Source organism: Paracoccus mangrovi (assembly GCF_042648425.1).
GTDB classification, from domain to species: Bacteria; Pseudomonadota; Alphaproteobacteria; order Rhodobacterales; family Rhodobacteraceae; genus Paracoccus; species Paracoccus mangrovi.
On the sequence record NZ_JBHRXJ010000006.1, the window covers coordinates 51756 to 71254 of the forward strand.

The 19499-nt window shown below is 64.1% G+C and carries 19 protein-coding genes and 1 tRNA gene; 18 read left to right on the forward strand and 2 right to left on the reverse strand.

What is annotated here, in order from left to right; all coding sequences use genetic code 11:
* Positions 1 to 55: 55 nt before the first annotated feature.
* The 4 genes from ACFOMH_RS09990 (at position 56) to ACFOMH_RS10005 (ending at position 6454) form a co-directional block, all read left to right on the forward strand.
* Positions 56 to 2776 carry an ABC transporter transmembrane domain-containing protein gene (locus tag ACFOMH_RS09990; protein ID WP_377744265.1) on the forward strand — a complete coding sequence of 907 codons (2721 nt, stop codon included), beginning with the start codon at positions 56 to 58 and terminating at the stop codon, positions 2774 to 2776.
* Between the two features lie 8 nt (positions 2777 to 2784).
* Positions 2785 to 3306, forward strand: a complete 522-nt coding sequence (locus tag ACFOMH_RS09995) for a cyclic nucleotide-binding domain-containing protein (protein ID WP_377744266.1) — start codon at positions 2785 to 2787, stop codon at positions 3304 to 3306.
* Positions 3307 to 3351: 45 nt separating this feature from the next.
* Positions 3352 to 5073: an adenylate/guanylate cyclase domain-containing protein gene (locus tag ACFOMH_RS10000; RefSeq protein ID WP_377744268.1), complete on the forward strand. Its 1722-nt coding sequence runs from the start codon at positions 3352 to 3354 to the stop codon at positions 5071 to 5073.
* A gap of 73 nt (positions 5074 to 5146) precedes the next feature.
* The gene (locus ACFOMH_RS10005; protein WP_377744269.1) at positions 5147 to 6454 is read left to right on the forward strand and encodes a nucleotide sugar dehydrogenase; all 1308 of its coding nucleotides are present in this window, start codon (positions 5147 to 5149) and stop codon (positions 6452 to 6454) included.
* Between the two features lie 5 nt (positions 6455 to 6459).
* On the opposite strand, the gene dinB is transcribed toward ACFOMH_RS10005, so the two are convergent.
* Together dinB and ACFOMH_RS10015 are read right to left on the reverse strand one after the other, a co-directional pair.
* Entirely contained in the window at positions 6460 to 7554 is a 1095-nt protein-coding gene (gene dinB / locus ACFOMH_RS10010) for a DNA polymerase IV (RefSeq protein ID WP_377744270.1), read from the reverse strand.
* Between the two features lie 142 nt (positions 7555 to 7696).
* Positions 7697 to 8578: a DUF533 domain-containing protein gene (locus ACFOMH_RS10015; RefSeq protein ID WP_377744272.1), complete on the reverse strand. Its 882-nt coding sequence runs from the start codon at positions 8576 to 8578 to the stop codon at positions 7697 to 7699.
* 206 nt (positions 8579 to 8784) lie between these two features.
* Between ACFOMH_RS10015 and tuf the strand changes: the two genes are divergently transcribed.
* From tuf to rplL, 14 genes are all read left to right on the forward strand, one after another.
* Positions 8785 to 9960, forward strand: coding sequence for an elongation factor Tu (tuf, locus tag ACFOMH_RS10020; protein ID WP_377744287.1), 1176 nt, complete (start codon positions 8785 to 8787; stop codon positions 9958 to 9960).
* A 428-nt stretch (positions 9961 to 10388) separates the two neighbouring features.
* A complete protein-coding gene (locus ACFOMH_RS10025; protein ID WP_374427937.1) occupies positions 10389 to 11084 on the forward strand; it encodes an alpha/beta hydrolase in 696 nt (231 codons plus the stop codon).
* Positions 11085 to 11183: 99 nt separating this feature from the next.
* Positions 11184 to 12080 (forward strand): YghX family hydrolase, encoded by an 897-nt coding sequence (gene yghX / locus ACFOMH_RS10030; RefSeq protein WP_377744274.1) that lies wholly within the window; start codon positions 11184 to 11186, stop codon positions 12078 to 12080.
* A 76-nt stretch (positions 12081 to 12156) separates the two neighbouring features.
* Positions 12157 to 12549, forward strand: coding sequence for a VOC family protein (locus tag ACFOMH_RS10035; protein ID WP_374427940.1), 393 nt, complete (start codon positions 12157 to 12159; stop codon positions 12547 to 12549).
* Positions 12546 to 12959, forward strand: a complete 414-nt coding sequence (locus ACFOMH_RS10040) for a GFA family protein (RefSeq protein ID WP_377744276.1) — start codon at positions 12546 to 12548, stop codon at positions 12957 to 12959. The genes ACFOMH_RS10035 and ACFOMH_RS10040 overlap by 4 nt, the downstream gene beginning before the upstream one ends.
* A 96-nt stretch (positions 12960 to 13055) precedes the next feature.
* Positions 13056 to 14900 carry an ABC transporter ATP-binding protein gene (locus ACFOMH_RS10045; RefSeq protein ID WP_377744277.1) on the forward strand — a complete coding sequence of 615 codons (1845 nt, stop codon included), beginning with the start codon at positions 13056 to 13058 and terminating at the stop codon, positions 14898 to 14900.
* Positions 14901 to 14962: 62 nt separating this feature from the next.
* Positions 14963 to 15038, forward strand: a tRNA-Trp gene (locus tag ACFOMH_RS10050).
* 64 nt (positions 15039 to 15102) lie between these two features.
* On the forward strand, positions 15103 to 15975 hold the full coding sequence (locus tag ACFOMH_RS10055) for a hypothetical protein (protein WP_377744278.1): 873 nt from the start codon (positions 15103 to 15105) through the stop codon (positions 15973 to 15975).
* Positions 15976 to 16054: 79 nt separating this feature from the next.
* Positions 16055 to 16249 (forward strand): preprotein translocase subunit SecE, encoded by a 195-nt coding sequence (gene secE, locus ACFOMH_RS10060; RefSeq protein ID WP_374427950.1) that lies wholly within the window; start codon positions 16055 to 16057, stop codon positions 16247 to 16249.
* Positions 16250 to 16444: 195 nt separating this feature from the next.
* Complete coding sequence (nusG, locus tag ACFOMH_RS10065) at positions 16445 to 16984, forward strand: transcription termination/antitermination protein NusG (RefSeq protein WP_374427953.1); 540 nt, start codon at positions 16445 to 16447, stop codon at positions 16982 to 16984.
* 100 nt (positions 16985 to 17084) lie between these two features.
* Entirely contained in the window at positions 17085 to 17537 is a 453-nt protein-coding gene (gene rplK, locus ACFOMH_RS10070) for a 50S ribosomal protein L11 (RefSeq protein ID WP_374427956.1), read from the forward strand.
* A gap of 4 nt (positions 17538 to 17541) precedes the next feature.
* The gene (gene rplA, locus ACFOMH_RS10075; protein ID WP_374427959.1) at positions 17542 to 18243 is read left to right on the forward strand and encodes a 50S ribosomal protein L1; all 702 of its coding nucleotides are present in this window, start codon (positions 17542 to 17544) and stop codon (positions 18241 to 18243) included.
* A gap of 252 nt (positions 18244 to 18495) precedes the next feature.
* Positions 18496 to 19011: a 50S ribosomal protein L10 gene (gene rplJ, locus ACFOMH_RS10080; RefSeq protein ID WP_374427962.1), complete on the forward strand. Its 516-nt coding sequence runs from the start codon at positions 18496 to 18498 to the stop codon at positions 19009 to 19011.
* 66 nt (positions 19012 to 19077) lie between these two features.
* Positions 19078 to 19452 carry a 50S ribosomal protein L7/L12 gene (gene rplL, locus ACFOMH_RS10085; protein WP_374427965.1) on the forward strand — a complete coding sequence of 125 codons (375 nt, stop codon included), beginning with the start codon at positions 19078 to 19080 and terminating at the stop codon, positions 19450 to 19452.
* The last annotated feature ends 47 nt before the right edge of the window (positions 19453 to 19499 follow it).

Here is a 19499-nt window from a genome sequence, read left to right on the forward strand (position 1 = left end):
CGGCCCTGGTCCATTTCCGCGCCACGGGTCCTTTAACCTGATTTCGGACTGAGCCATGGAACAAAGCCTAAGCCGTTTCATCTGGGACCATACCCGGCGCGAACAGACTTGGATCCTGCTGGTCGTTCTGGTGTCGATGATCCCCTATTACATGGCCTTCGATCTGCCCAAGCAGATCGTCAACGGTCCCATTCAGGGACAGGGCTATGAGGCCGCCGGTGCCACCCAGATCCTGTTTCACATGAGCGTCGACGTGCCGGGATGGGGCAATGTCGTGCTTTTCCCCGGTATCCCGCTTGAGCGGCTGCCGGCGCTGATGGCGCTGAGCCTTGCGTTTCTGGGGCTGGTCGTCATCAACGGTTTCTTCAAATATTACATCAACACCTATAAGGGCCGCATGGGCGAGCGCCTGTTGCGCCGCGTCCGCTTTCAGCTGATCGACCGCATCCTGCGCTTCCCGCCCCAGCAGTTCCGGCGCATCAAGCCCGCCGAGGCCGCCAGCATGGTCAAGGACGAGATCGAGCCGATGGGCGGCTTTACGGGCGATGCCTTTGTCCAGCCGGTGATGCTGGGCGGTCAGGCGCTGATGGCGATGATCTTTATCTGCGTACAGAATATCTGGCTGGGCGCGGTGGCCGGCACCATCGCCGGCATTCAGGTCGTGATCATCCCCCGCATGCGCCGCCGCCTGATCGAGCTGGGCCGCCAGCGCCAGTTGACCGCGCGCCAGCTCTCGGGCCGGGTGGGCGAGCTGATGGACGGCATCTCGACCATTCATGCGCTCGACACCTCGAACTATGAACGCGCCGACATGAGCACGCGTCTGGGGCAGATCTTCAAGATCCGCTATGACCTTTACCAGTGGAAGTTCATGGTGAAATTCCTGAACAACTTTCTGGCCCAGCTGACCCCGTTTGTCTTTTATTCCTTCGGGGGTTACCTGACCATCAAGGGCAGTCTGGACGTGGGTCAGCTGGTCGCGGTGATCAATGCCTACAAGGATCTGCCCGGGCCGCTGAAAGAGCTGATCGACTGGGATCAGGCGCGTCAGGACGTGCAGGTGAAATATGAACAGGTGGCCGAACAGTTCCGCACCCCCGACCTGATCGATCCGGCGCTGCATGACGTCTGTCTTGAAACCGGGCAGATCGGATCGCCGCTGGCGGTTTCGACGCTGGTGGTTCAGGACGACGGCGACAAGAAGCTGGACCGGGTATCGCTGTCCATCGCGCAGGGCGAAAGCGTCGCCTTGATCGACGATTCGGGCAGCGGCGCGGAAACGCTGGCGGCCGTCTTTGGCCGCGCCGTCTGGCCCAGCAGCGGCCGCGTCACGGTCGGCGGGCGGGCATTGAACGAGATAACGGAGGGGCTGGTCGGACGGCGGATCACCTATATCTCGTCCGACGATTACCTGTTCCATGGCAGCCTTGGCGACAACCTGCTTTACGGGTTGCAGCACGCCCCCTATGGCAAACCCGTCCATACCGATGCCGAAGCCGAGCGTCAGGCCAAATGGGAACTGGCCGAGGCGCGGGCTTCGGGCAACGCGCCTTTTTCGCGCAAGGCAAGCTGGCTGAACCGCGACCTCATCCCCGAGGGCGGGAATGGCGAACGCTCGGTCGAGGATGCGGTGGGCGAGGCATTGACCGCGTCGGGGCTGCGCGCCGATGTGATGGCGATGGGCGTGCGCGCCCGCATCCCCGGCACCGACCATCAGGCGCTCAAGAGCGCCATCGTCGAAATCCGCCACCGCCTGCAACGCGATCTGGCCGCGGGCAAGGTCAAGCTGCCGATCGAGTATTTCGACATCAACCGCTATAATCCCCAGGCCAGCATCTGGGAAAACCTGTTGTTCGGGGAACTGCCTTCGGACCAGGCGGGCGGGCAGATCCTGCGCAGCGATTACGCGACCGCCATTCTGGACGGAATGGGGCTGCGGACGCAGTTCTTCGATCTTGGCTATGAGATGGCATCGACCATTCTTGAGTTTCTGGGCGAAGGGCACGAGGCCGATGACACGCTGTTCGGCCGCCTGCCGTTCCTGCGGGCCGAGGATATTCCGGTGCTGCGCGAGGTGGTGCCGCGCACCCATATGGGCGGCGTCAACGATGCCACGCTCGAGGATCAGCTGGTCCTGCTGCGGCTGAGCATGTATTACAGCGAGCCGGTGATGCGTATCGGCCGGCTGACGCCCGAGCTGATGGCGCAGATCGTCGAGGCGCGCGGCCAGCTGGCGGCAAAGATGCCCGCCGAGCTCAGGCCGCTGATCACGCTTTACGATGCCGCGACCTATAACGACGCGGCGCGGGTGATCGACAATATCCTGTTTGGCAAGCTTGGCCGCACCAATCCCGACATCACCCGCCGCCAGACCGAGACGATCAGCGCCTATCTCGCCGAATACGGGATCGAGCGCGACATCCTGCAACTGGGTCTTGCCGAGGATATCGGCATCGGCGGCCGCCGCCTCAATCAGGCGCAACGTCAGAAACTGTCGCTGGCCCGTGCGCTGATGCGCGATTCCGAATATTACGTCTTCAACAAGACGCTGTCGGTGGTTGACCCGCGCCAGCATGAGGCTATCGTGGATGCGACCATGCGCGCCTTGCAGCGCCATCAGGACAAACCGGCGGTGATCTGGGTTCTGTCCAACACCCGGATGGCGGGGCATTTCGAGCGGGTCGTGCTTTTTGACCGCGGCACCGTTGAATTTGACGGCAGCCTTTCCGATCTGAAAAGTGAGCAGAGTGCCGAAAGCTCGCTTGTCTTCACCTGAGGCTCGCCATGATGATGCTGAACGACGAAGTGAACATCCTGCGCCAAGTGCCGCTGTTTTCCAGCATTGACCCATGCCGGCTGAAAAAGCTGGCCTTCTCATCGCATCGCCAGCATTTCGAGGCTGGCGAGGAACTGTTCCATCAGGGCGACGATGCCGACCACGCCTATATCATCATCAGCGGCAATGCCTCGGTGATGACCGACGGCGCCAATGGCCCGACCCGCATCGCCGAGATCCCCGCCGGCAATATCGTCGGCGAGATCGCCCTGCTCTGCGGCGGCAGCCGGCGCGCCACGGTGCAGGCGCTGGATTCCATGGATGTCCTGGCCATCGACAGCAAATGCTTCATGCATATGCTGTCCGAGGACAGCACCGCCTGCGCCAATATCATGCGCGTTCTGGCCGCGCGGCTGGCCGACACCACCGCCGACCTGATCGCGGCGCGCGCCGAACTCAGCAATGACGTGGTGCATTACCCGAACGGGCTTGCGCCCGCGCGGTGCGACGGGCGGAGCGGCGGTCTTTGATGACGGAACGCGGCCCATGGCCCCAGGCCATGGGCCGCGGCGACGATGGCCTATAGTCAGATCACCAGTTTCCGGGACGGCAGCGGATTTGCCGACCGTGGCCGTCTTGTGCTGGCCCGCCAGCTGGCGGGCGGGGTGGTGCTGTGCTTTGTCGTCATGCATCTTGTCAATCATGCGCTGCTGATCGGGTCGGTGCCCTTTGCCGATCAGGCGCGGCGCTGGCTGGCGCTGCCATGGCGGACGCTGCCGGGCACGATCCTGCTTTACGGCGCGCTTCTGGTCCATGCCGGGCTGGCGCTGTGGACGCTTTATGCGCGGCGCACGCTGCAAATGCCTTTGGCCGAGTTTCTGGTTCTGGTCATGGGGTTGCTGATCCCGGATCTCTTGATCGAACATGCCACCGCGATGCGGCTGACCGGGCCGCTGCGCGGGGTCGAGCCAAGCTATCAGATGGTGCTCAAGGCGCAGTGGTTCGACAACCCCGTCCGCGCCTTGCAGCAATCGGTCGCGCTGATCATCGTCTGGCTGCATGCCTGTCTTGGGCTGGGGCGTGCGCTGTCGGCGAGCGCGCGGTTTCGCAACCTGCGCACCATGCTGATCGCGGCGGCGGTGCTGTTGCCGGTGCTGGCGTTGATCGGCTATGCCGATGCCGGGCGCGAAATGGCCCACGACCTGCATCAGGCCGAGATGTCGCAGCATCCGCCCATGCCCGCAGGTCCCGTCGGCGACCGCGCCGGCGCCACCCGGATCGACATGATCACCACCGCGCTGCGCATCGGCTGGGTGCTGCTGATCGCGCTGGTGCTGGTGCTGCGACAGATCCGGGCGTGGATGTCGCGCGGTGGCGAGATCGAGATTTCCTATCTGGGCGGCGCGATGGTGCGTGTGGGGCCCGGCACCTCGGTGCTTGAGGCCAGCCGCATGAACGGCATCGCGCATTATTCGGTCTGTGGCGGCAACGGGCGCTGTTCGACCTGTCGGGTGCGGGTGCTGGCCTCGGACGCGGTGCTGCCGCCGCCGAACACGGTCGAGCAGGCGACGCTTGCGCGCATCAATGTGGGCCAGGATGTGCGGCTTGCCTGTCAGTTGCGCCCGGAAGGCGCGCTGACCATCGCCCGCCTTCTGGAACCGCCCGAGGCGCGGATGACGCAATTCGCCGACACCCCGCCCAGCGAACGCGACATCGCGGTGCTGTTTTGCGATCTGCGCAGCTTTACCGCGCTGTCCGAACGCCAGCTGCCCTATGATGTGGTGTTCCTGTTGAACCGTTATTTCGACATCGTGGGCAATGCGGTCGCGGCCAGCGGCGGCGTGGTCGACAAGTTCATCGGCGATGGCGCGATGGCCGTCTTTGGCCTTGAAAGCGACCTGACCGAGGCCTGCCGGGCGGCGCTGCGCTGTGCGGCGATGATCCGCCACAATATCGGCCTGATGAATGAGGAACTGCGCCGCGACATGGGGCTGACCATCGATGTCGGCATCGGCATCCATGCCGGCAGCGCCATCATCGGCCAGATGGGCTTTGCCGGACATATGACACAAACCGCCATCGGCGACACCGTGAACGTCGCCAGCCGTCTTGAGGGCGTCTCAAAGGATATCGGCGCGCCCATCGTCGCCTCGCATGAGATCATGTCGCGGCAGGAACTTTCCGCCGACGATCTTGCCGCGATAAGCGTGACGGTGCGCGGGCGCGCGACCGAATTGCTGGTCTATCCTTTGCAGGACGAAGACGCCGCCCGCTATCTTGAGGCGCCATCACGTTGAAATGTTCGGCGGGCCATGGCGGGCAGGGTGCCCGCATGCTAGCGCTTGCCGCCCCGCCGGAAAGGGACAGGACATGCTGAACGATTTGCTGCAAAAGATCGAGGATCGCACCGCCAAGGTGGGGGTCGTGGGGCTTGGCTATGTCGGGATCCCGCTGGCCATGCGCATCTCGGAAATGGGCTTGCCGGTGCTTGGCTTCGACATCCTGCCCGAACGCATCCGCCAGATGGACGAAGGCATCAGCCCGATCCGCCACATCCCCGACGCGGCCATCGCCGCCATGCGCGACCGGGGCTTTCGGGCGACCGCGGATTACAGCCGTGCCGCCGAATGCGACGCGCTGCTGATCTGTGTGCCGACGCCGCTCGACAAGCACCGCGAGCCGGATCTGCATTTCGTCACCGCGACCATGGATTCGCTGGCGCCGCATCTGCGCGCGGGGCAGCTTTTGTCGCTGGAAAGCACGACCTGGCCCGGCACCACCGCCGAGGTGCTGGCCCCCTATTTCACCCGCGCGGGCCTGATCCCCGGCGAGACCGCCTTTCTGGTCTATTCGCCCGAGCGCGAGGATCCCGGCAACCCGGATTTCGACACCAGCCGCATCCCCAAGGTGGTGGGCGGCGACGATCCGACCTCGCAGGCGGCGGGGGTGGCGCTTTATTCGGCATTCATCGACACCGTGGTGCCGGTCAGCTCGACCCGCGCGGCCGAGATGGTCAAGCTTTTGGAAAACATCTATCGCGCGGTGAATATCGGGCTGGTCAACGAACTCAAGATCGTGGCGCAGGGCATGGGGCTCGACATTTTCGAGGTGATCAACGCCGCCGCCACAAAGCCCTTTGGCTTCAAGGCCTTTTACCCCGGGCCGGGGATCGGTGGCCATTGCATCCCGATCGATCCCTTCTATCTGACCTGGAAGGCGCGGGAATACGGCATCCATACCCGTTTCATCGAACTCGCGGGCGAGGTGAATGCCGCCATGCCCGATTACGTCCTGCAAAAGACCATTCAGGCGCTGAGCGCGCGCGGCATCGCCATGTCGAATGCGCGCCTGCTGGTGCTTGGCATCGCCTATAAGCGCGACGTGGACGATGTGCGCGAAAGCCCCTCGGTGCATCTGATGGAAAGCCTGCGCAAATGGGGCGCGCGGATCGACTATTCCGACAGCAATGTGCCGGTCTTTCCGGTGATGCGCGAGCACAGCTTTGACCTTGCCTCGGTGCCGCTGACGCCCGAGACGCTGGCGGAATATGACGCGGTGCTGGTGCTGACGGATCACAGCGATGTCGATTACGACATGCTGCGCGAACATGCGGCGCTGATCATCGATGCGCGCGGCCGCTATAGCGGCGTCAGCGACCCGAAAATCGTTTCCGCCTGAGGCGGTTACAACAGGTTCAGCTGCACCCCGGTCGTGTCCCCGTCGGCATCCTCAAGCGAGGACAGCGTGACCCCCAAAAGCCGGATGCCCTTGGGCGGCGGCATCAGCGGCACCAGCAGGTTCAGCGCGACGGTGACCAGTTCGTCGGCGCTGGCCAGCGGCACGGGCATGGTGCGGGATCGGGTGATCTGTTGAAAATCGCCGTATTTCACCTTTAGCGTGACGGTGCGGCCGGTGATGCGCTTGTCCGCGCAATGGTGCCAGACCTTGACCGCCAGCGTCGTCACCTCGTCCCGGGCCTGCGTGGGTTCAAGGATATCGGTCAGAAAGGTGTCCTCGGTCCCCACGGATTTGCGTTCGCGATGCGGCTGAACCGGGCGCAGGTCGATGCCGCGCGCGATGCGGTGATACCACGCCCCCGACTTGCCGAAATGCCGGGTCAGGAATTCGGGCGTCTGCGCGCGCAGATCGGCGCCGGTCAGGATGCCCAGCCGCCCCATCTTTGCCGCCGTCGCCGGGCCGACGCCGTGGAATTTGCCCACGGGCAGCGCCGCCACGAAATCCGCCCCGCGCGCGGGCGGGATCACCGCCTGACCGTTGGGCTTGTTCAGGTCGCTGGCCATCTTGGCCAGAAACTTGTTGTAGGAAATCCCGGCCGAGGCGTTCAGGCCTGTCACCTCCTTGATGCGGGCGCGGATCAGGCGGGCGATCTCGGTCGCAAGCGGGATCGCCTGCTTGTTCTCGGTCACGTCCAGATAGGCCTCGTCCAGCGACAGGGGCTCGATCAGGTCGGTATATTCGGCGAAAATCTCGCGGATCTGGGCCGAGACGGCGCGATAGACGTCAAAGCGTGGGCGGATGAAGATCAGTTCCGGACAGCGCCGCCGCGCCGTCGTGGACGGCATGGCCGAGCGCACGCCAAAGACGCGCGCCTCATAGCTGGCGGCGGCGACGACGCCGCGCGGGCCGGGGCCGCCGACCGCCACCGGCTTGCCGCGCAGATCGGGATTGTCGCGCTGTTCGACCGAGGCGTAATAGGCGTCCATGTCGACATGGATGATCTTGCGCGCCATCGCGTCCTGATCCTCATGCCGGTCCATCCGGGACGCGCCTCCTGACTGCCACCCCGCGCGGGCGTGCGGGAACAAATATGGAACTTATCCCATATCCGCCGCGCTGCAAAGCCCCGCGCATGTGAAAAGGCCGGCGCGGGCGCCGGCCTTTCGGTCTGTTCCGCCCCGATCAGGCGTAAAGGTTGATCACGCCGACCTTGTCATGGATGCCGTTCACCGTCGCCTTGTCGAGGCCCAGATTCTGGGCCAGTTCATGCAGGTATTCGGCCTCTTTGCGGTTGTCGAATTCGATCGCCATCAAGGACATCAGATAGATCTGCGGCCCGTAACCTTCGGGCACCTCGCGCGCCAGCGCGGCGGCATCGACGGGGGCGGCCATCTGGTCGCGGATAAAGGCGCGTTCGTCATCGTCCAGATCGCCGAATTCCGACATCAGCTTGGACTTTTCCTTGTCGTCGATCTCACCATCGGCCTTGGCCGCCTGGATCATCGCCCTCAGCATCAGCCCGGCCAGCGCGTTCTGTTCCGGGGTGGGGGCCACCTCGGGCTCATCGCCCTTGGCGATGGCGTCGTTGAACAACTCGCCAAAACTTGCGTCATTCGCCGGCTGCGAGCCCTTTTGCGCAAGCTGGCCCTGCGGCTGACCCGATTGCTGGCCGCCTCCGCCAAGGATGCCGCCCAGAAGGCCGCCCAGACCGCCCGCCGCCGCACCCGTGGACAGCTGGTCAAGGATGCCGCCCAGACCGCCCTGCGCCTGACCGCGGCGCGGCGAATTGGGGCCGCCATAGGCCGAACCCGCGCCCGAACCGCCCGTGCGCCCGCCCAGAACCTGACCCAGCATGTCGCCAAGCCCGCCCGAGCCGGTGCCGCGATTGCCGCCGCCGCCGGTATTGCTGCCCAGAAGATCGTCCAGAAGCCCGCCCGAGGACTGGCGCTGGCCGGTCTGGCCACCCTGGCCCGGGCGGCTCTGCGCATTCTTCATCATCGCGCCGATGCCTTTGGCCAGCATCACGCCGGCCGCGACGCGGGCAAGGGATTTCATCAGACTCATCACGTTCCTCCACAGGCATTTCTCGGCTGCCTTCCGTGCAGCCTTGTGACGGAATTGAAACGCCTCTCTGCGAGTTCGGTTCCCGCCTTGCAGGACTGGGCGCAAACGACCCGCGCGCCCTTGATTTTTCCCTGCCGGGATTATAAGTCGCGGCGGATGTTACACGGGGGCTGTCGCGCGGGTGGCCCCCCCGATAGGAGGCCATGATGGCAAAGGCAAAGTTTGAACGTACGAAACCGCACGTCAACATTGGTACGATTGGTCACGTTGACCACGGCAAGACGACGCTGACGGCTGCGATCACGAAGTATTTCGGCGAATTCCGTGCGTATGACCAGATTGACGGCGCGCCGGAGGAAAAGGCTCGCGGGATCACGATTTCGACCGCGCATGTGGAATACGAATCGGATGCGCGTCACTATGCGCATGTGGACTGCCCCGGGCACGCGGACTATGTGAAGAACATGATCACGGGTGCTGCGCAGATGGACGGCGCGATCCTGGTGGTGAACGCGGCTGACGGCCCGATGCCGCAGACGCGCGAGCACATTCTTCTGGGCCGTCAGGTGGGGATCCCCTATATGGTCGTTTACCTGAACAAGGTCGACCAGGTTGACGACGAAGAGCTGCTGGAACTGGTCGAGATGGAAGTCCGCGAGCTGCTGTCCAGCTACGACTATCCGGGCGACGATATTCCGATCATCAAGGGCTCGGCTCTGGCGGCGATGGAAGGGCGTGACCCCGAGATCGGCGAGAACTCGATCCGCGCGCTGATCGCGGCGGTCGACGAATACATCCCGACGCCCGAGCGTGCGATCGACCAGCCCTTCCTGATGCCGATCGAAGACGTGTTCTCGATCTCGGGTCGTGGTACGGTTGTGACCGGCCGTGTCGAGCGTGGCGCGGTGAACGTCGGCGACGAACTGGAAATCGTGGGCATCCGCGACACCAAGAAAACGACCTGCACGGGCGTGGAAATGTTCCGCAAGCTGCTGGATCGCGGTGAGGCTGGCGACAATATCGGCGCGCTGCTGCGCGGTGTGGATCGTGACGGCGTCGAGCGCGGTCAGGTTCTGTGCAAGCCGGGTTCGGTGAAGCCGCACACGAAGTTCGAAGCCGAGGCCTATATCCTGACCAAGGAAGAAGGCGGCCGTCACACGCCGTTCTTCGCGAACTATCGTCCGCAGTTCTATTTCCGCACGACGGACGTGACCGGGACGGTGAACCTTCCTGCCGGGACCGAGATGGTGATGCCGGGCGACAACCTGAAGTTCGAGGTCGAGCTGATCGCGCCGATCGCGATGGAAGAAAAGCTGCGCTTCGCGATCCGCGAAGGCGGCCGCACGGTCGGCGCGGGTGTCGTGTCGAAGATCCTGGCGTAATTCCCGACCGGGGATGACGGGATGATCGCAAGACGCGCCTGCTGAGGCCTGTCGAAGATCCTCGCGTCATGCCCGCGAAGGGGATGACCCGCAGACAATCATCGAGTGATCGCGCAAGCGATATCGTGATGGAAAGGCCGCCCCAAAAGGGCGGCCTTTTTCCGCAGAAAAAGGGGGGGGACGCGGGCGGCTTTGTCGCGGCGTCGGGACGCGCATTTGCGGCGCCGCAGCGCGCCTTGGTCTCCGGGCGTCGCTGCGTCCAATTCAGCCCATGATTTTTTTTTTTTATCAATGGAATGGCGAAACATTCCGTGCTGTATCGCGGCGTAGACCGGGGCTGGACAATTCCCCGGCGCTCGCATCAAGCTGGGCTTTGCGGCTCTGTGCCGCCGGTCCCCGGACCGATTGTTTTTATGATGGAGACGCGCATGCCTCAAAGACCCGCTATCGTTCTTGTTCATGGCTTCTGGGGGGGCGCCGCGCATTGGGCCGGCGTGATCAAAGAACTGCACAAGCGCGGCTATCACGACCTGCACGCGGTCGAGAACCCGCTCACCTCGCTGGCCGATGACGCCGAGCGCACCCGCAAGATGGTCAAGCAGATCAAGGGTCCGGTGATCCTGGTCGGACATTCCTATGGCGGCGCGGTCATCACCGAAATGGGCGATCTGCCCAACGTCAAGGGGCTGGTCTATGTCGCGGCCTTTGCGCCCGATGCCGGCGAAAGCCCGGGTGGAATCAGCCAGGCCAAGCCGCCAGAGGCCTTCCCTAACCTTGCCCCGGACAGCGATGGCTATCTGTGGATCAAGCAGGACAAGTTCCACGAAAGCTTTTGTCAGGACCTGTCGGATGCCGACGCGCTGGTGATGGCGGTGACGCAAAAGGCGCCGCTGGCCAGCACCTTTGGCGACAATGTCACCGCCCCCGCCTGGAAGGCGAAACCCTGCTGGTATCAGATTTCGACCCATGACCGGATGATCAATCCCGAAAACCAGCACATGATGTCGGCGCGGATGAACCCCAAACGCGTGATTCAGCTGGCGGCGAGCCATGCCTCGCTGGCCTCGCATCCCGAAGAGATCGCCGATCTGATCGACGAGGCCGGGACCGAAACCGGCTATTGATCGCCCGATCGATGACCTTGCGCCGCCCGGATCCGGTCCGGGCGGCGTTTTCATGCTATCCTGACCCGATCCCGCAATCAGGTTTGACAGGAGAACGGCATGGACAGGGCGCCCCGCAAAAAGGCCTCGGATTTCGACCCGCGCATTCTGGAAATCTATGACGGCTATGTTCACGGCCGGATCGGCAAGCGCGCGTTTCTGCGTCAGGCCGGCCAATATGCGGCCGCCGGCGTCACCGGCGCGATGATCCTTGCGGCATTGCAGCCCGATTACGCGCTGGCCCGGCAGGTTGCGCCCGACGACCCCGCCATCGCGGCCCGCACCGTCAGCTATCAAAGCCCCGATGGTCATGGCGAGATCCGCGGCCTGATGGTGCGTCCGGCGGATACCACCGGCAGGCTGCCTGCCGTGCTGGTCATCCACGAAAATCGCGGGCTGAACCCCTATATCGCCGATGTCGCCCGCCGGCTGGGCAAGGCCGGCTATCTGGCCTTCGCGCCCGACGGGCTCAGCCCGCTGGGCGGCTATCCCGGCAATGACGAACAGGGCCGCGAGATGCAGGCCGGCATGGATCCGGCCGGATTGATGGCGGATTTCTTTGCCGGCTATCAGTTCCTGCGCGATCACGGCGACAGCACGGGCAGGGTGGGCTGTGTCGGTTTCTGCTATGGCGGGGGCGTGTGCAATGCGCTGGCGGTGGCGTTTCCCGATCTGGCGGCCTCGGTCCCGTTCTATGGCCGCCAGCCGGCGGTCGCGGATGTGGCGCAGATCCGCGCGCCCCTGATGCTGCATTACGCCGGTCTGGATGAGCGCATCAATGCCGGGTGGCCCGCCTATGAACAGGCGTTGAAGGATGGCGGCAAGGATTACCGGGCATTCGTCTATCCCGGCGTCAATCACGGTTTCCACAACGACACCACCCCCCGCTATGACGAGGCGGCCGCCACGCTGGCATGGGATCGCACGCTGGCCTTTTTCGGCGAGCGGCTGCGTTAGGCGCTGCTGACGCGAATTGTCAGCATGCTTCGGCCATGATCGTCGCGACGGAGATCACGGGTACGGAGAGAATGCGATGATCGATCATATCGGATTTGCGGTCGCGGATCTGGAACAGGCGCGGCAATTCTATGTGCGCGCGCTGGCGCCTCTGGGCATTTCGGTTCTGATGGAGGTGACCGAAGAAATGACCGGCGGCCATGGCGCGCATCTGGGTCTTGGCCGGGATGGCAATCCGTTTTTCTGGATCGGCACCGGCAAGCCGGCGGTCGGGGGCTGTCATGTGGCATTCGCGGCGCCGGACCGGGCCACGGTCGATGCGTTTCACGCCGCGGCGCTGGCCGCTGGCGGGCGCGACAACGGCGCGCCGGGGCTGCGGCCGCATTATCACGCCGGCTATTACGGTGCCTTTGTGCTGGACCATGACGGCAACAATATCGAGGCCGTCCATCACGGAGACCCGGCATGACCACCTATCACGGATCCTGTTTCTGCGGCGCCGTCGCCTTTGAGGCCGAGGGCGACCTGGCCCAGGGCACCGGCCGCTGCAATTGCGGCTTTTGCCGCAAGATGCGCTATTGGGAAATGCGTCTGCCCGACCCGGACGGGTTTCGCCTGTTGCGCGGGGCCGAGGCGCTGGCCGAAACCCCGCGCAGTCAGGATGACGGGCTGGACATGCATCACCGCTTTTGCGTCCGCTGCGGCACGAGGCTGTGGACCGAGGGGAACATCCCCGAACTGGGCGGCCGTTTCGTCATGGTCTGTGTCAACGCGCTGGACGATATCCCCGAGGCGGATCTGGTCGCGGCGCCGGTCAGCTTTGCCAATGGCGCACAGGACGACTGGTGGAACCCCGCGCCCGAAACGCGCCATCTCTGAGCGGTCGGGCCAGTCTTGACATATCCGGTGCGCGCGGCCAGTTTCGGCGGTCGCGCGCCCTTGCGCGTTCCCGACCTCCTTATCCCGAGGTGTCCGATGTTTCGCTGGTTCGAGCAACGGCTTGACCCTTATCCCGCCGATCCGCCCGCCATGCCGCCGCAGGGCCTGTTGCGGTTCATTCTGCATTTTTCGCGGGGCGCCAAGGGCTATATGCTGGTCATGGCCGCTTGTGCCGCGCTGATCGCCGTGGCCGAGGTGGTGCTGTTTGGCTATCTGGGCACACTGGTGAACCGGCTTTCCTCGGCCGACCGGACCAGTTTCTGGGCCGATGAGGGGGGGCGGCTTCTGGTGATGGCGGCGATTCTGGTCATCGGGTTGCCGCTGTTGCAGGTGCTGTTTTCGCTGTTGATGCATCAGACGCTGATGGGCAATTTCCCCCAGCGCATCCGCTGGCAGGCGCATCGCTATCTGCTGCGCCAGTCGATGAGCTATTTTCAGGACGAGTTCGCCGGCCGGATCGCCACCAAGCTGATGCAGACCGCATTGGCGGTGCGCGAGGTGGCGATGAAATTCATGGACGTTCTGACCTATGTCGGCGTCTATTTCATCGGCGCGCTGATCCTTGCGGCCTCGACGGACGGGCTTTTGGCGCTGCCGTTTCTGGGCTGGGGGGCGGCCTATGGCGTGCTGCTGTGGTGGCTGATCCCGCGCATCGGCCGGGTCAGTCAGGCCCAGGCCGACGCCCGCGCGGTGATGACCGGCCGCGTCGTCGACAGCTATACCAATATCTCGACGGTCAAGCTGTTCTCGCACAGTTCCCGCGAAGAGGCCTATGTTCGCGAAAGCATGGATGGGTTTCTGGTCACGGTGCATCAGCAGATGCGTCTGGCCTCGATCCAGAACATCCTGTTGTCGACGCTGAACTCGGTGCTGACATTTTCGGTCACGGCGCTGGGGCTGTGGCTGTGGAGCACGGGCGGGATCGAGGTCGGCGCGGTCGCGGTGGCGATCCCGCTGGCGCTGCGGCTGGGCAACATGTCGCATTGGATCATGTGGGAATTCGCCGGTCTCTTCGAGGATATCGGCACCGTGCGCGACGGTATCGGTTCGCTTGCGCTGCCGCGCATGGTGACCGATGCGGGCGATGCCCGGCCGCTGATCACCCGGCGGGGCGGTGTCGATTTCGATCACGTCACCTTTCGCTATGGCGATGTGGCGCGGCCCGGGCTGGGCGCGGTGCTGGACGATCTGACGCTGTCCATCGCGCCGGGCGAGCGGATCGGTCTGGTCGGACGGTCGGGCGCGGGCAAATCGACGCTGGTCAATCTGATGCTGCGCTTTCACGATCTGGAAACCGGGCGCATCCTGATCGACGGGCAGGACGTGTCGGGCGTGACGCAGGAAAGCCTGCGCGCGGCCATTGGCGTGGTGACGCAGGACACATCGCTTTTGCATCGCTCGATCCGCGACAATATCGCCTATGGCCGCCCCGATGCGACCGAGGCCGAGATCATGCGCGCCGCCGAACTGGCCGAGGCTGCGGATTTCATTCGTGGCCTCACCGATTCGCAGGGCCGGCGCGGGCTGGATGCCCATGTCGGCGAACGTGGCGTCAAGCTTTCGGGCGGTCAGCGCCAGCGCATCGCCATTGCGCGGGTGCTGTTGAAAGACGCCCCGATCCTGGTCCTGGACGAGGCGACAAGCGCGCTCGACAGCGAGGTCGAGGCCGCGATCCAGAGCCAGCTCGACATGCTGATGCGGGGCAAGACCGTGATCGCCATCGCGCACCGGCTGTCCACCATCGCCCGCATGGACCGGCTGGTGGTGATGGAACAGGGCCGCATCGTCGAACAGGGCACGCATGATGCGCTTTTGGCGCAGGGCGGGATTTATGCCGGCCTGTGGGCGCGCCAGTCCGGCGGTTTTCTTGAGGCGGAATGACGCGGAGATGCGACTTCCCTCTTGAACCGGGCGCGGTCCTGCCGTAATCAGGCGCGCGGCTTAGGGGTTTAGCTCAGTTGGTAGAGCATCGGTCTCCAAAACCGAGGGTCGTGGGTTCGAGTCCCCCAACCCCTGCCAGTCGCCTTCAATGCCGGTCCCGGCGCATCATCCGAACGATTTCCCCTTTTCAAACGTTTCCGTCATGGCGCTGACCATTCATCTGGGCGCGCATAAGACCGCCTCGACCCATCTGCAATATTCGCTGCGTCTTGCGCAGCCCGCGCTGATGCGGGGCGGGGTTTTCTATGCCGATCCGGCGCAGCTGCGTCATCCGGGCCTGCCGCTGACCGATGCGCTGGCCACCGGCCGCCGCGAATATCTGGACCCCGTCGCCAAGCGTCTGGCCCATGCGCGCGCGCTTTATCCCGAGGTGGTGCTGTCCGAGGAAAACATCCTTGGCGGCACGCGAAGCAGCCGGATCTGCGGGCGCAACGGCTTTGTCTATCCCACGGCGGTGGCCCGGGTGCGGCGCACGATCGAGCTGGCCGGGGGCGGGCCGGTGACGCTGTTTCTGTCGGTGCGCGATCCGGCGCATTTCTATGTCTCGGCCTTTGCATTGCAGATGAACCATGGCGCCGAGGTCGAATTCGGCGCCTATCTGGCCGATCGCGATCCGGCCCAGATCGGCTGGACCGGTCTGGTCCGGCGGCTGAGCGGCATTCCCGGCGTCGCCCGGGTCGTCGTCTGGCGCTATGAAGATTATGCCGCGCTGCGCCCGCGGCTTTTGGCGCGGCTCTTGCCGCCGGCGCTGGCGGCCGGGATCCCCGATCCGCCGCCCGCCAATGAAAGCGTGACGCAGGCCGGCTATGAATGGTTCGTTCGCCGCGCGCTGAACGACAGCGATATCGACCTGCGGCTTCTGGTTCGGCGTGCCCGCAACCGCTTTCCCCGCGCCGAAGGCCATGGCCCGATGCGCCCGCTGGACGCGGCCACCTATGCGCGCTCGGCGCGCAAGTATGATGACCAGATGGCGCTTATGGGCGATCTGCCGGGGGTCGAATTTCTGACCCCCTGATCGCCGCGCGCGCAGATCGCAGCTTGAAAACCGGGGCGGGGCAGGCTATCTGACCCGCTGCAAGACCAGAGGAACGCCCATGGAAAGCCCCGCCAAGTTCATCAGTCAGGTTCGCGCCGAAGTCGGCAAGATCGCCTGGCCCACCCGGCGCGAAGTGATCACCACCACGATCATGGTGCTGGTCATGGCCTCGCTGGCCTCGGTGTTCTTCTTCCTTGTCGATCTGGGCATCAAGACCGGACTCGCGCGGCTGTTGGGCTTTGTCGGCGGCTAAAGGGTTGCAATAGGTGTCGGGGGGCGGTATGTCCGCCCGACCTGCCCGTAAAGCGGCGTGCATCGATTCGGTCGTGCGCGCCGATTTCAATTTGGCCGGGTGCTGCGGTGAATTTGCATCGCGCCGGTCGGGCGGTAAGGGAATTCAAGGGGTTGGCGCTGCCGGCCCATAAGGAAAACAGGGGTCGATCGAGACATGGCAAAGCGTTGGTATTCGGTCAGCGTCCTGTCGAACTTTGAAAAAAAGGTCGCCGAGGCGATTCGTCAGGCCGTGGCCGAAAAGGCCCTTGAGGACGAGATCGAAGAAGTGCTGGTCCCGACCGAGGAAGTGATCGAGATCCGCCGCGGCAAGAAGGTGACCTCGGAGCGGCGCTTCATGCCCGGCTATGTGCTGGTGCGCATGGAGCTGTCGGACAAGACCTATCATCTGGTGAACTCGATCAACCGGGTCACCGGGTTTCTGGGCGCGCAGGGCAAGCCGATGCCGATGCGCGACGACGAAGTGAACGCGATCCTGCATCGCAGCGGCGAGGGCGGGGTCGAAGTGGCGCCGCGCAACCTGATCCGCTTTGACGTGGGTGAGAAAGTGAACGTGACCGACGGCCCGTTCGAGGGCTTTTCGGGCATGGTCGAGGAAGTGGACGAGGCGGCGAGCCGCATCAAGGTCACCGTCTCGATCTTTGGCCGGCCGACGCCGGTCGAGCTGGAATTCACGCAGGTCGCCAAGACCGCGTGATCTGTCGCGGGAGGCGCGGGCCCAAGGGCGCGCGCCGCACCGCTAAGTCGGCCCCGCCGCCCAATCACGGGCAGGGGCGTGATGATAAGGAGAGGGCCAGATGGCCAAGAAAGTTGTCGGCAGCCTCAAGCTGCAAATCAAGGCGGGTCAGGCGAACCCGTCCCCGCCCGTCGGCCCGGCCCTGGGTCAGCGCGGCATCAACATCATGGAATTCTGCAAGGCGTTCAACGCCAAGACGCAGGAAATGGAACAGGGTTCGCCCGTTCCGGTCGTGATCACCTATTACGCCGACAAGTCGTTCACCTTTGAAACCAAGACGCCCCCGGCGTCCTTCCTGCTGAAAAAGGCCGCTGGCCTGAAGCCGGTCGGCAAGCGCAACCGCGCCCGTGGTTCGGAAAAGCCCGGTCGTTCGACCGCCGGCTCCGTGACCGCCAAGCAGGTCCGCGAGATCGCCGAGATCAAGATGAAGGACCTGTCCGCGAACGACGTCGAAGCCGCGATGCAGATCATCCTCGGCTCGGCCCGTTCGATCGGCATCGAGGTGAAAGGCTAAGCTCATGGCAAAGATTTCCAAGAACAAAGCCGCCGCCCGCGCCGCCTTTGACGGCAAGTCCAACCTGTCGGTCGAAGAGGCCGTCAAGCTGGTCAAGGCCAACGTCAAGGCGAAGTTCGACGAGACCGTCGAAATCGCGATGAACCTGGGTGTCGACCCGCGTCATGCCGACCAGATGGTCCGCGGCGTGGTGACCCTGCCCAACGGCACCGGCAAGCATGTGCGCGTCGCCGTTTTCGCCCGTGGTCCCAAGGCTGACGAAGCCAAGGCCGCCGGTGCGGAAATCGTCGGTGCCGAGGACCTGCTGGAAACCATCCAGTCGGGCAAGATCGAATTCGATCGCTGCATCGCCACCCCGGACATGATGCCGCTGGTCGGTCGTCTGGGCAAGATCCTGGGCCCGCGCAACCTGATGCCGAACCCCAAGGTCGGCACGGTGACCATGGACGTCAAGGCCGCCGTCGAGGCCGCCAAGGGCGGTGAAGTTCAGTTCAAGGCCGAAAAAGCCGGTGTGGTTCATGCCGGTATCGGCAAGGCCTCGTTCGACGAAGCCAAGCTGGCCGAGAACATCCGCGCCTTTGTCGAGGCGGTGAACCGCGCCAAGCCGACCGGCGCCAAGGGCACCTATGTGAAAAAGGTCTCGATCAGCTCGACCATGGGTCCGGGCGTGTCGCTTGACCTGGCGTCGACCGCCACCGCGCAATAAGCGCATGAATTTCGCCGGGTTTTCCCGGCGGATGGCGGGGCAGAGATGCCCCGTCCTGTCCGAGACGGAGGGTGCGGACCCGATCCAACGGAAACGGTCCGCTTAATGTTCCTTCCTGAGATGGGATCAAGACCATTTTCCGGGCCCTTCGTCCGGGTGATCTTGGGACCGTCACGGACCCGCCCTGCCGCTGCATTTGCGGCGACAGGATTATGAGAGCCGGGGGGAAACCCCCATACTTGGAGTGAAACCGTGGATAGAGCGCAAAAAGAACAGGTGGTCGAAGAACTCGGCCAGATCTTTGATGCCTCTGGCGTCGTGGTGGTTGCCCACTACGAAGGAATGACGGTTGCCCAGATGCAGGACCTGCGCGCGCAGATGCGCGAAGCTGGCGGGTCCGTACGCGTTGCCAAGAACAGGCTCGCCAAGATCGCCCTGGATGGGAAGCCTTGCGCAAGCATCGCCAACTATCTGACGGGTATGACCGTGCTCGCCTATTCCGAGGATCCTGTGGCTGCTGCCAAGGTCGCGGATAAGTACGCCAAGGGGAACGACAAGTTCGTGATCCTGGGCGGTGCGATGGGTGACACGGCGCTTGACCCGGCCGGTGTGAAAGCCGTGGCCGCCCTGCCGTCGCGTGAAGAGCTTATCGCTTCGATCGTGGCCAGCATTGGCGCCCCCGCCTCGAACATCGCCGGCGCGATCGGCGCACCTGCTTCGAACATCGCGGGCATCCTTACGACTCTGGAAGAGCGCGAGGCTGCCTGAGGCAATCCCTATCCCTTCGTGGGCTTGAAACCCGACGTTGGAACACCTTAATGAAAGAACGGAAAAATGGCTGATCTGAAAAAACTCGCCGAAGAAATCGTGGGCCTGACCCTGCTGGAAGCCCAGGAACTGAAATCCATCCTGAAAGACGAATACGGCATCGAGCCGGCCGCCGGTGGCGCCGTCATGGTTGCTGGCCCGGCCGCTGGCGCGGCTGAAGCTGCCGAAGAAAAGACCGAATTCGACGTCGTTCTGACCGATGCTGGCGCGAACAAGATCAACGTGATCAAAGAAGTTCGCGGCATCACCGGTCTGGGCCTGAAAGAAGCCAAGGACCTGGTCGAAGCCGGCGGCAAAGTCAAAGAAGGCGTGTCGAAAGCCGAAGCCGAAGACATGAAGAAAAAGCTCGAAGCGGCTGGCGCCAAGGTCGAGCTGAAGTAATCGGCCGCGCACCAGATGGTGCTTGTCGATTGACTGCAAGAATTAGG

What these genes read in the sequence shown, in the direction of transcription:
- ACFOMH_RS09990 (WP_377744265.1), top strand. Translation starts at nt 56, where the DNA reads ATGGAACAAAGCCTAAGCCGTTTCATCTGGGACCATACCCGGCGCGAA.
- ACFOMH_RS09995 (WP_377744266.1), top strand. Translation starts at nt 2,785, where the DNA reads ATGATGATGCTGAACGACGAAGTGAACATCCTGCGCCAAGTGCCGCTG.
- ACFOMH_RS10000 (WP_377744268.1), top strand. Translation starts at nt 3,352, where the DNA reads ATGGCCTATAGTCAGATCACCAGTTTCCGGGACGGCAGCGGATTTGCC.
- ACFOMH_RS10005 (WP_377744269.1), top strand. Translation starts at nt 5,147, where the DNA reads ATGCTGAACGATTTGCTGCAAAAGATCGAGGATCGCACCGCCAAGGTG.
- dinB (WP_377744270.1), bottom strand. Translation starts at nt 7,554, where the DNA reads ATGGACCGGCATGAGGATCAGGACGCGATGGCGCGCAAGATCATCCAT.
- ACFOMH_RS10015 (WP_377744272.1), bottom strand. Translation starts at nt 8,578, where the DNA reads ATGAGTCTGATGAAATCCCTTGCCCGCGTCGCGGCCGGCGTGATGCTG.
- tuf (WP_377744287.1), top strand. Translation starts at nt 8,785, where the DNA reads ATGGCAAAGGCAAAGTTTGAACGTACGAAACCGCACGTCAACATTGGT.
- ACFOMH_RS10025 (WP_374427937.1), top strand. Translation starts at nt 10,389, where the DNA reads ATGCCTCAAAGACCCGCTATCGTTCTTGTTCATGGCTTCTGGGGGGGC.
- yghX (WP_377744274.1), top strand. Translation starts at nt 11,184, where the DNA reads ATGGACAGGGCGCCCCGCAAAAAGGCCTCGGATTTCGACCCGCGCATT.
- ACFOMH_RS10035 (WP_374427940.1), top strand. Translation starts at nt 12,157, where the DNA reads ATGATCGATCATATCGGATTTGCGGTCGCGGATCTGGAACAGGCGCGG.
- ACFOMH_RS10040 (WP_377744276.1), top strand. Translation starts at nt 12,546, where the DNA reads ATGACCACCTATCACGGATCCTGTTTCTGCGGCGCCGTCGCCTTTGAG.
- ACFOMH_RS10045 (WP_377744277.1), top strand. Translation starts at nt 13,056, where the DNA reads ATGTTTCGCTGGTTCGAGCAACGGCTTGACCCTTATCCCGCCGATCCG.
- ACFOMH_RS10055 (WP_377744278.1), top strand. Translation starts at nt 15,103, where the DNA reads ATGGCGCTGACCATTCATCTGGGCGCGCATAAGACCGCCTCGACCCAT.
- secE (WP_374427950.1), top strand. Translation starts at nt 16,055, where the DNA reads ATGGAAAGCCCCGCCAAGTTCATCAGTCAGGTTCGCGCCGAAGTCGGC.
- nusG (WP_374427953.1), top strand. Translation starts at nt 16,445, where the DNA reads ATGGCAAAGCGTTGGTATTCGGTCAGCGTCCTGTCGAACTTTGAAAAA.
- rplK (WP_374427956.1), top strand. Translation starts at nt 17,085, where the DNA reads ATGGCCAAGAAAGTTGTCGGCAGCCTCAAGCTGCAAATCAAGGCGGGT.
- rplA (WP_374427959.1), top strand. Translation starts at nt 17,542, where the DNA reads ATGGCAAAGATTTCCAAGAACAAAGCCGCCGCCCGCGCCGCCTTTGAC.
- rplL (WP_374427965.1), top strand. Translation starts at nt 19,078, where the DNA reads ATGGCTGATCTGAAAAAACTCGCCGAAGAAATCGTGGGCCTGACCCTG.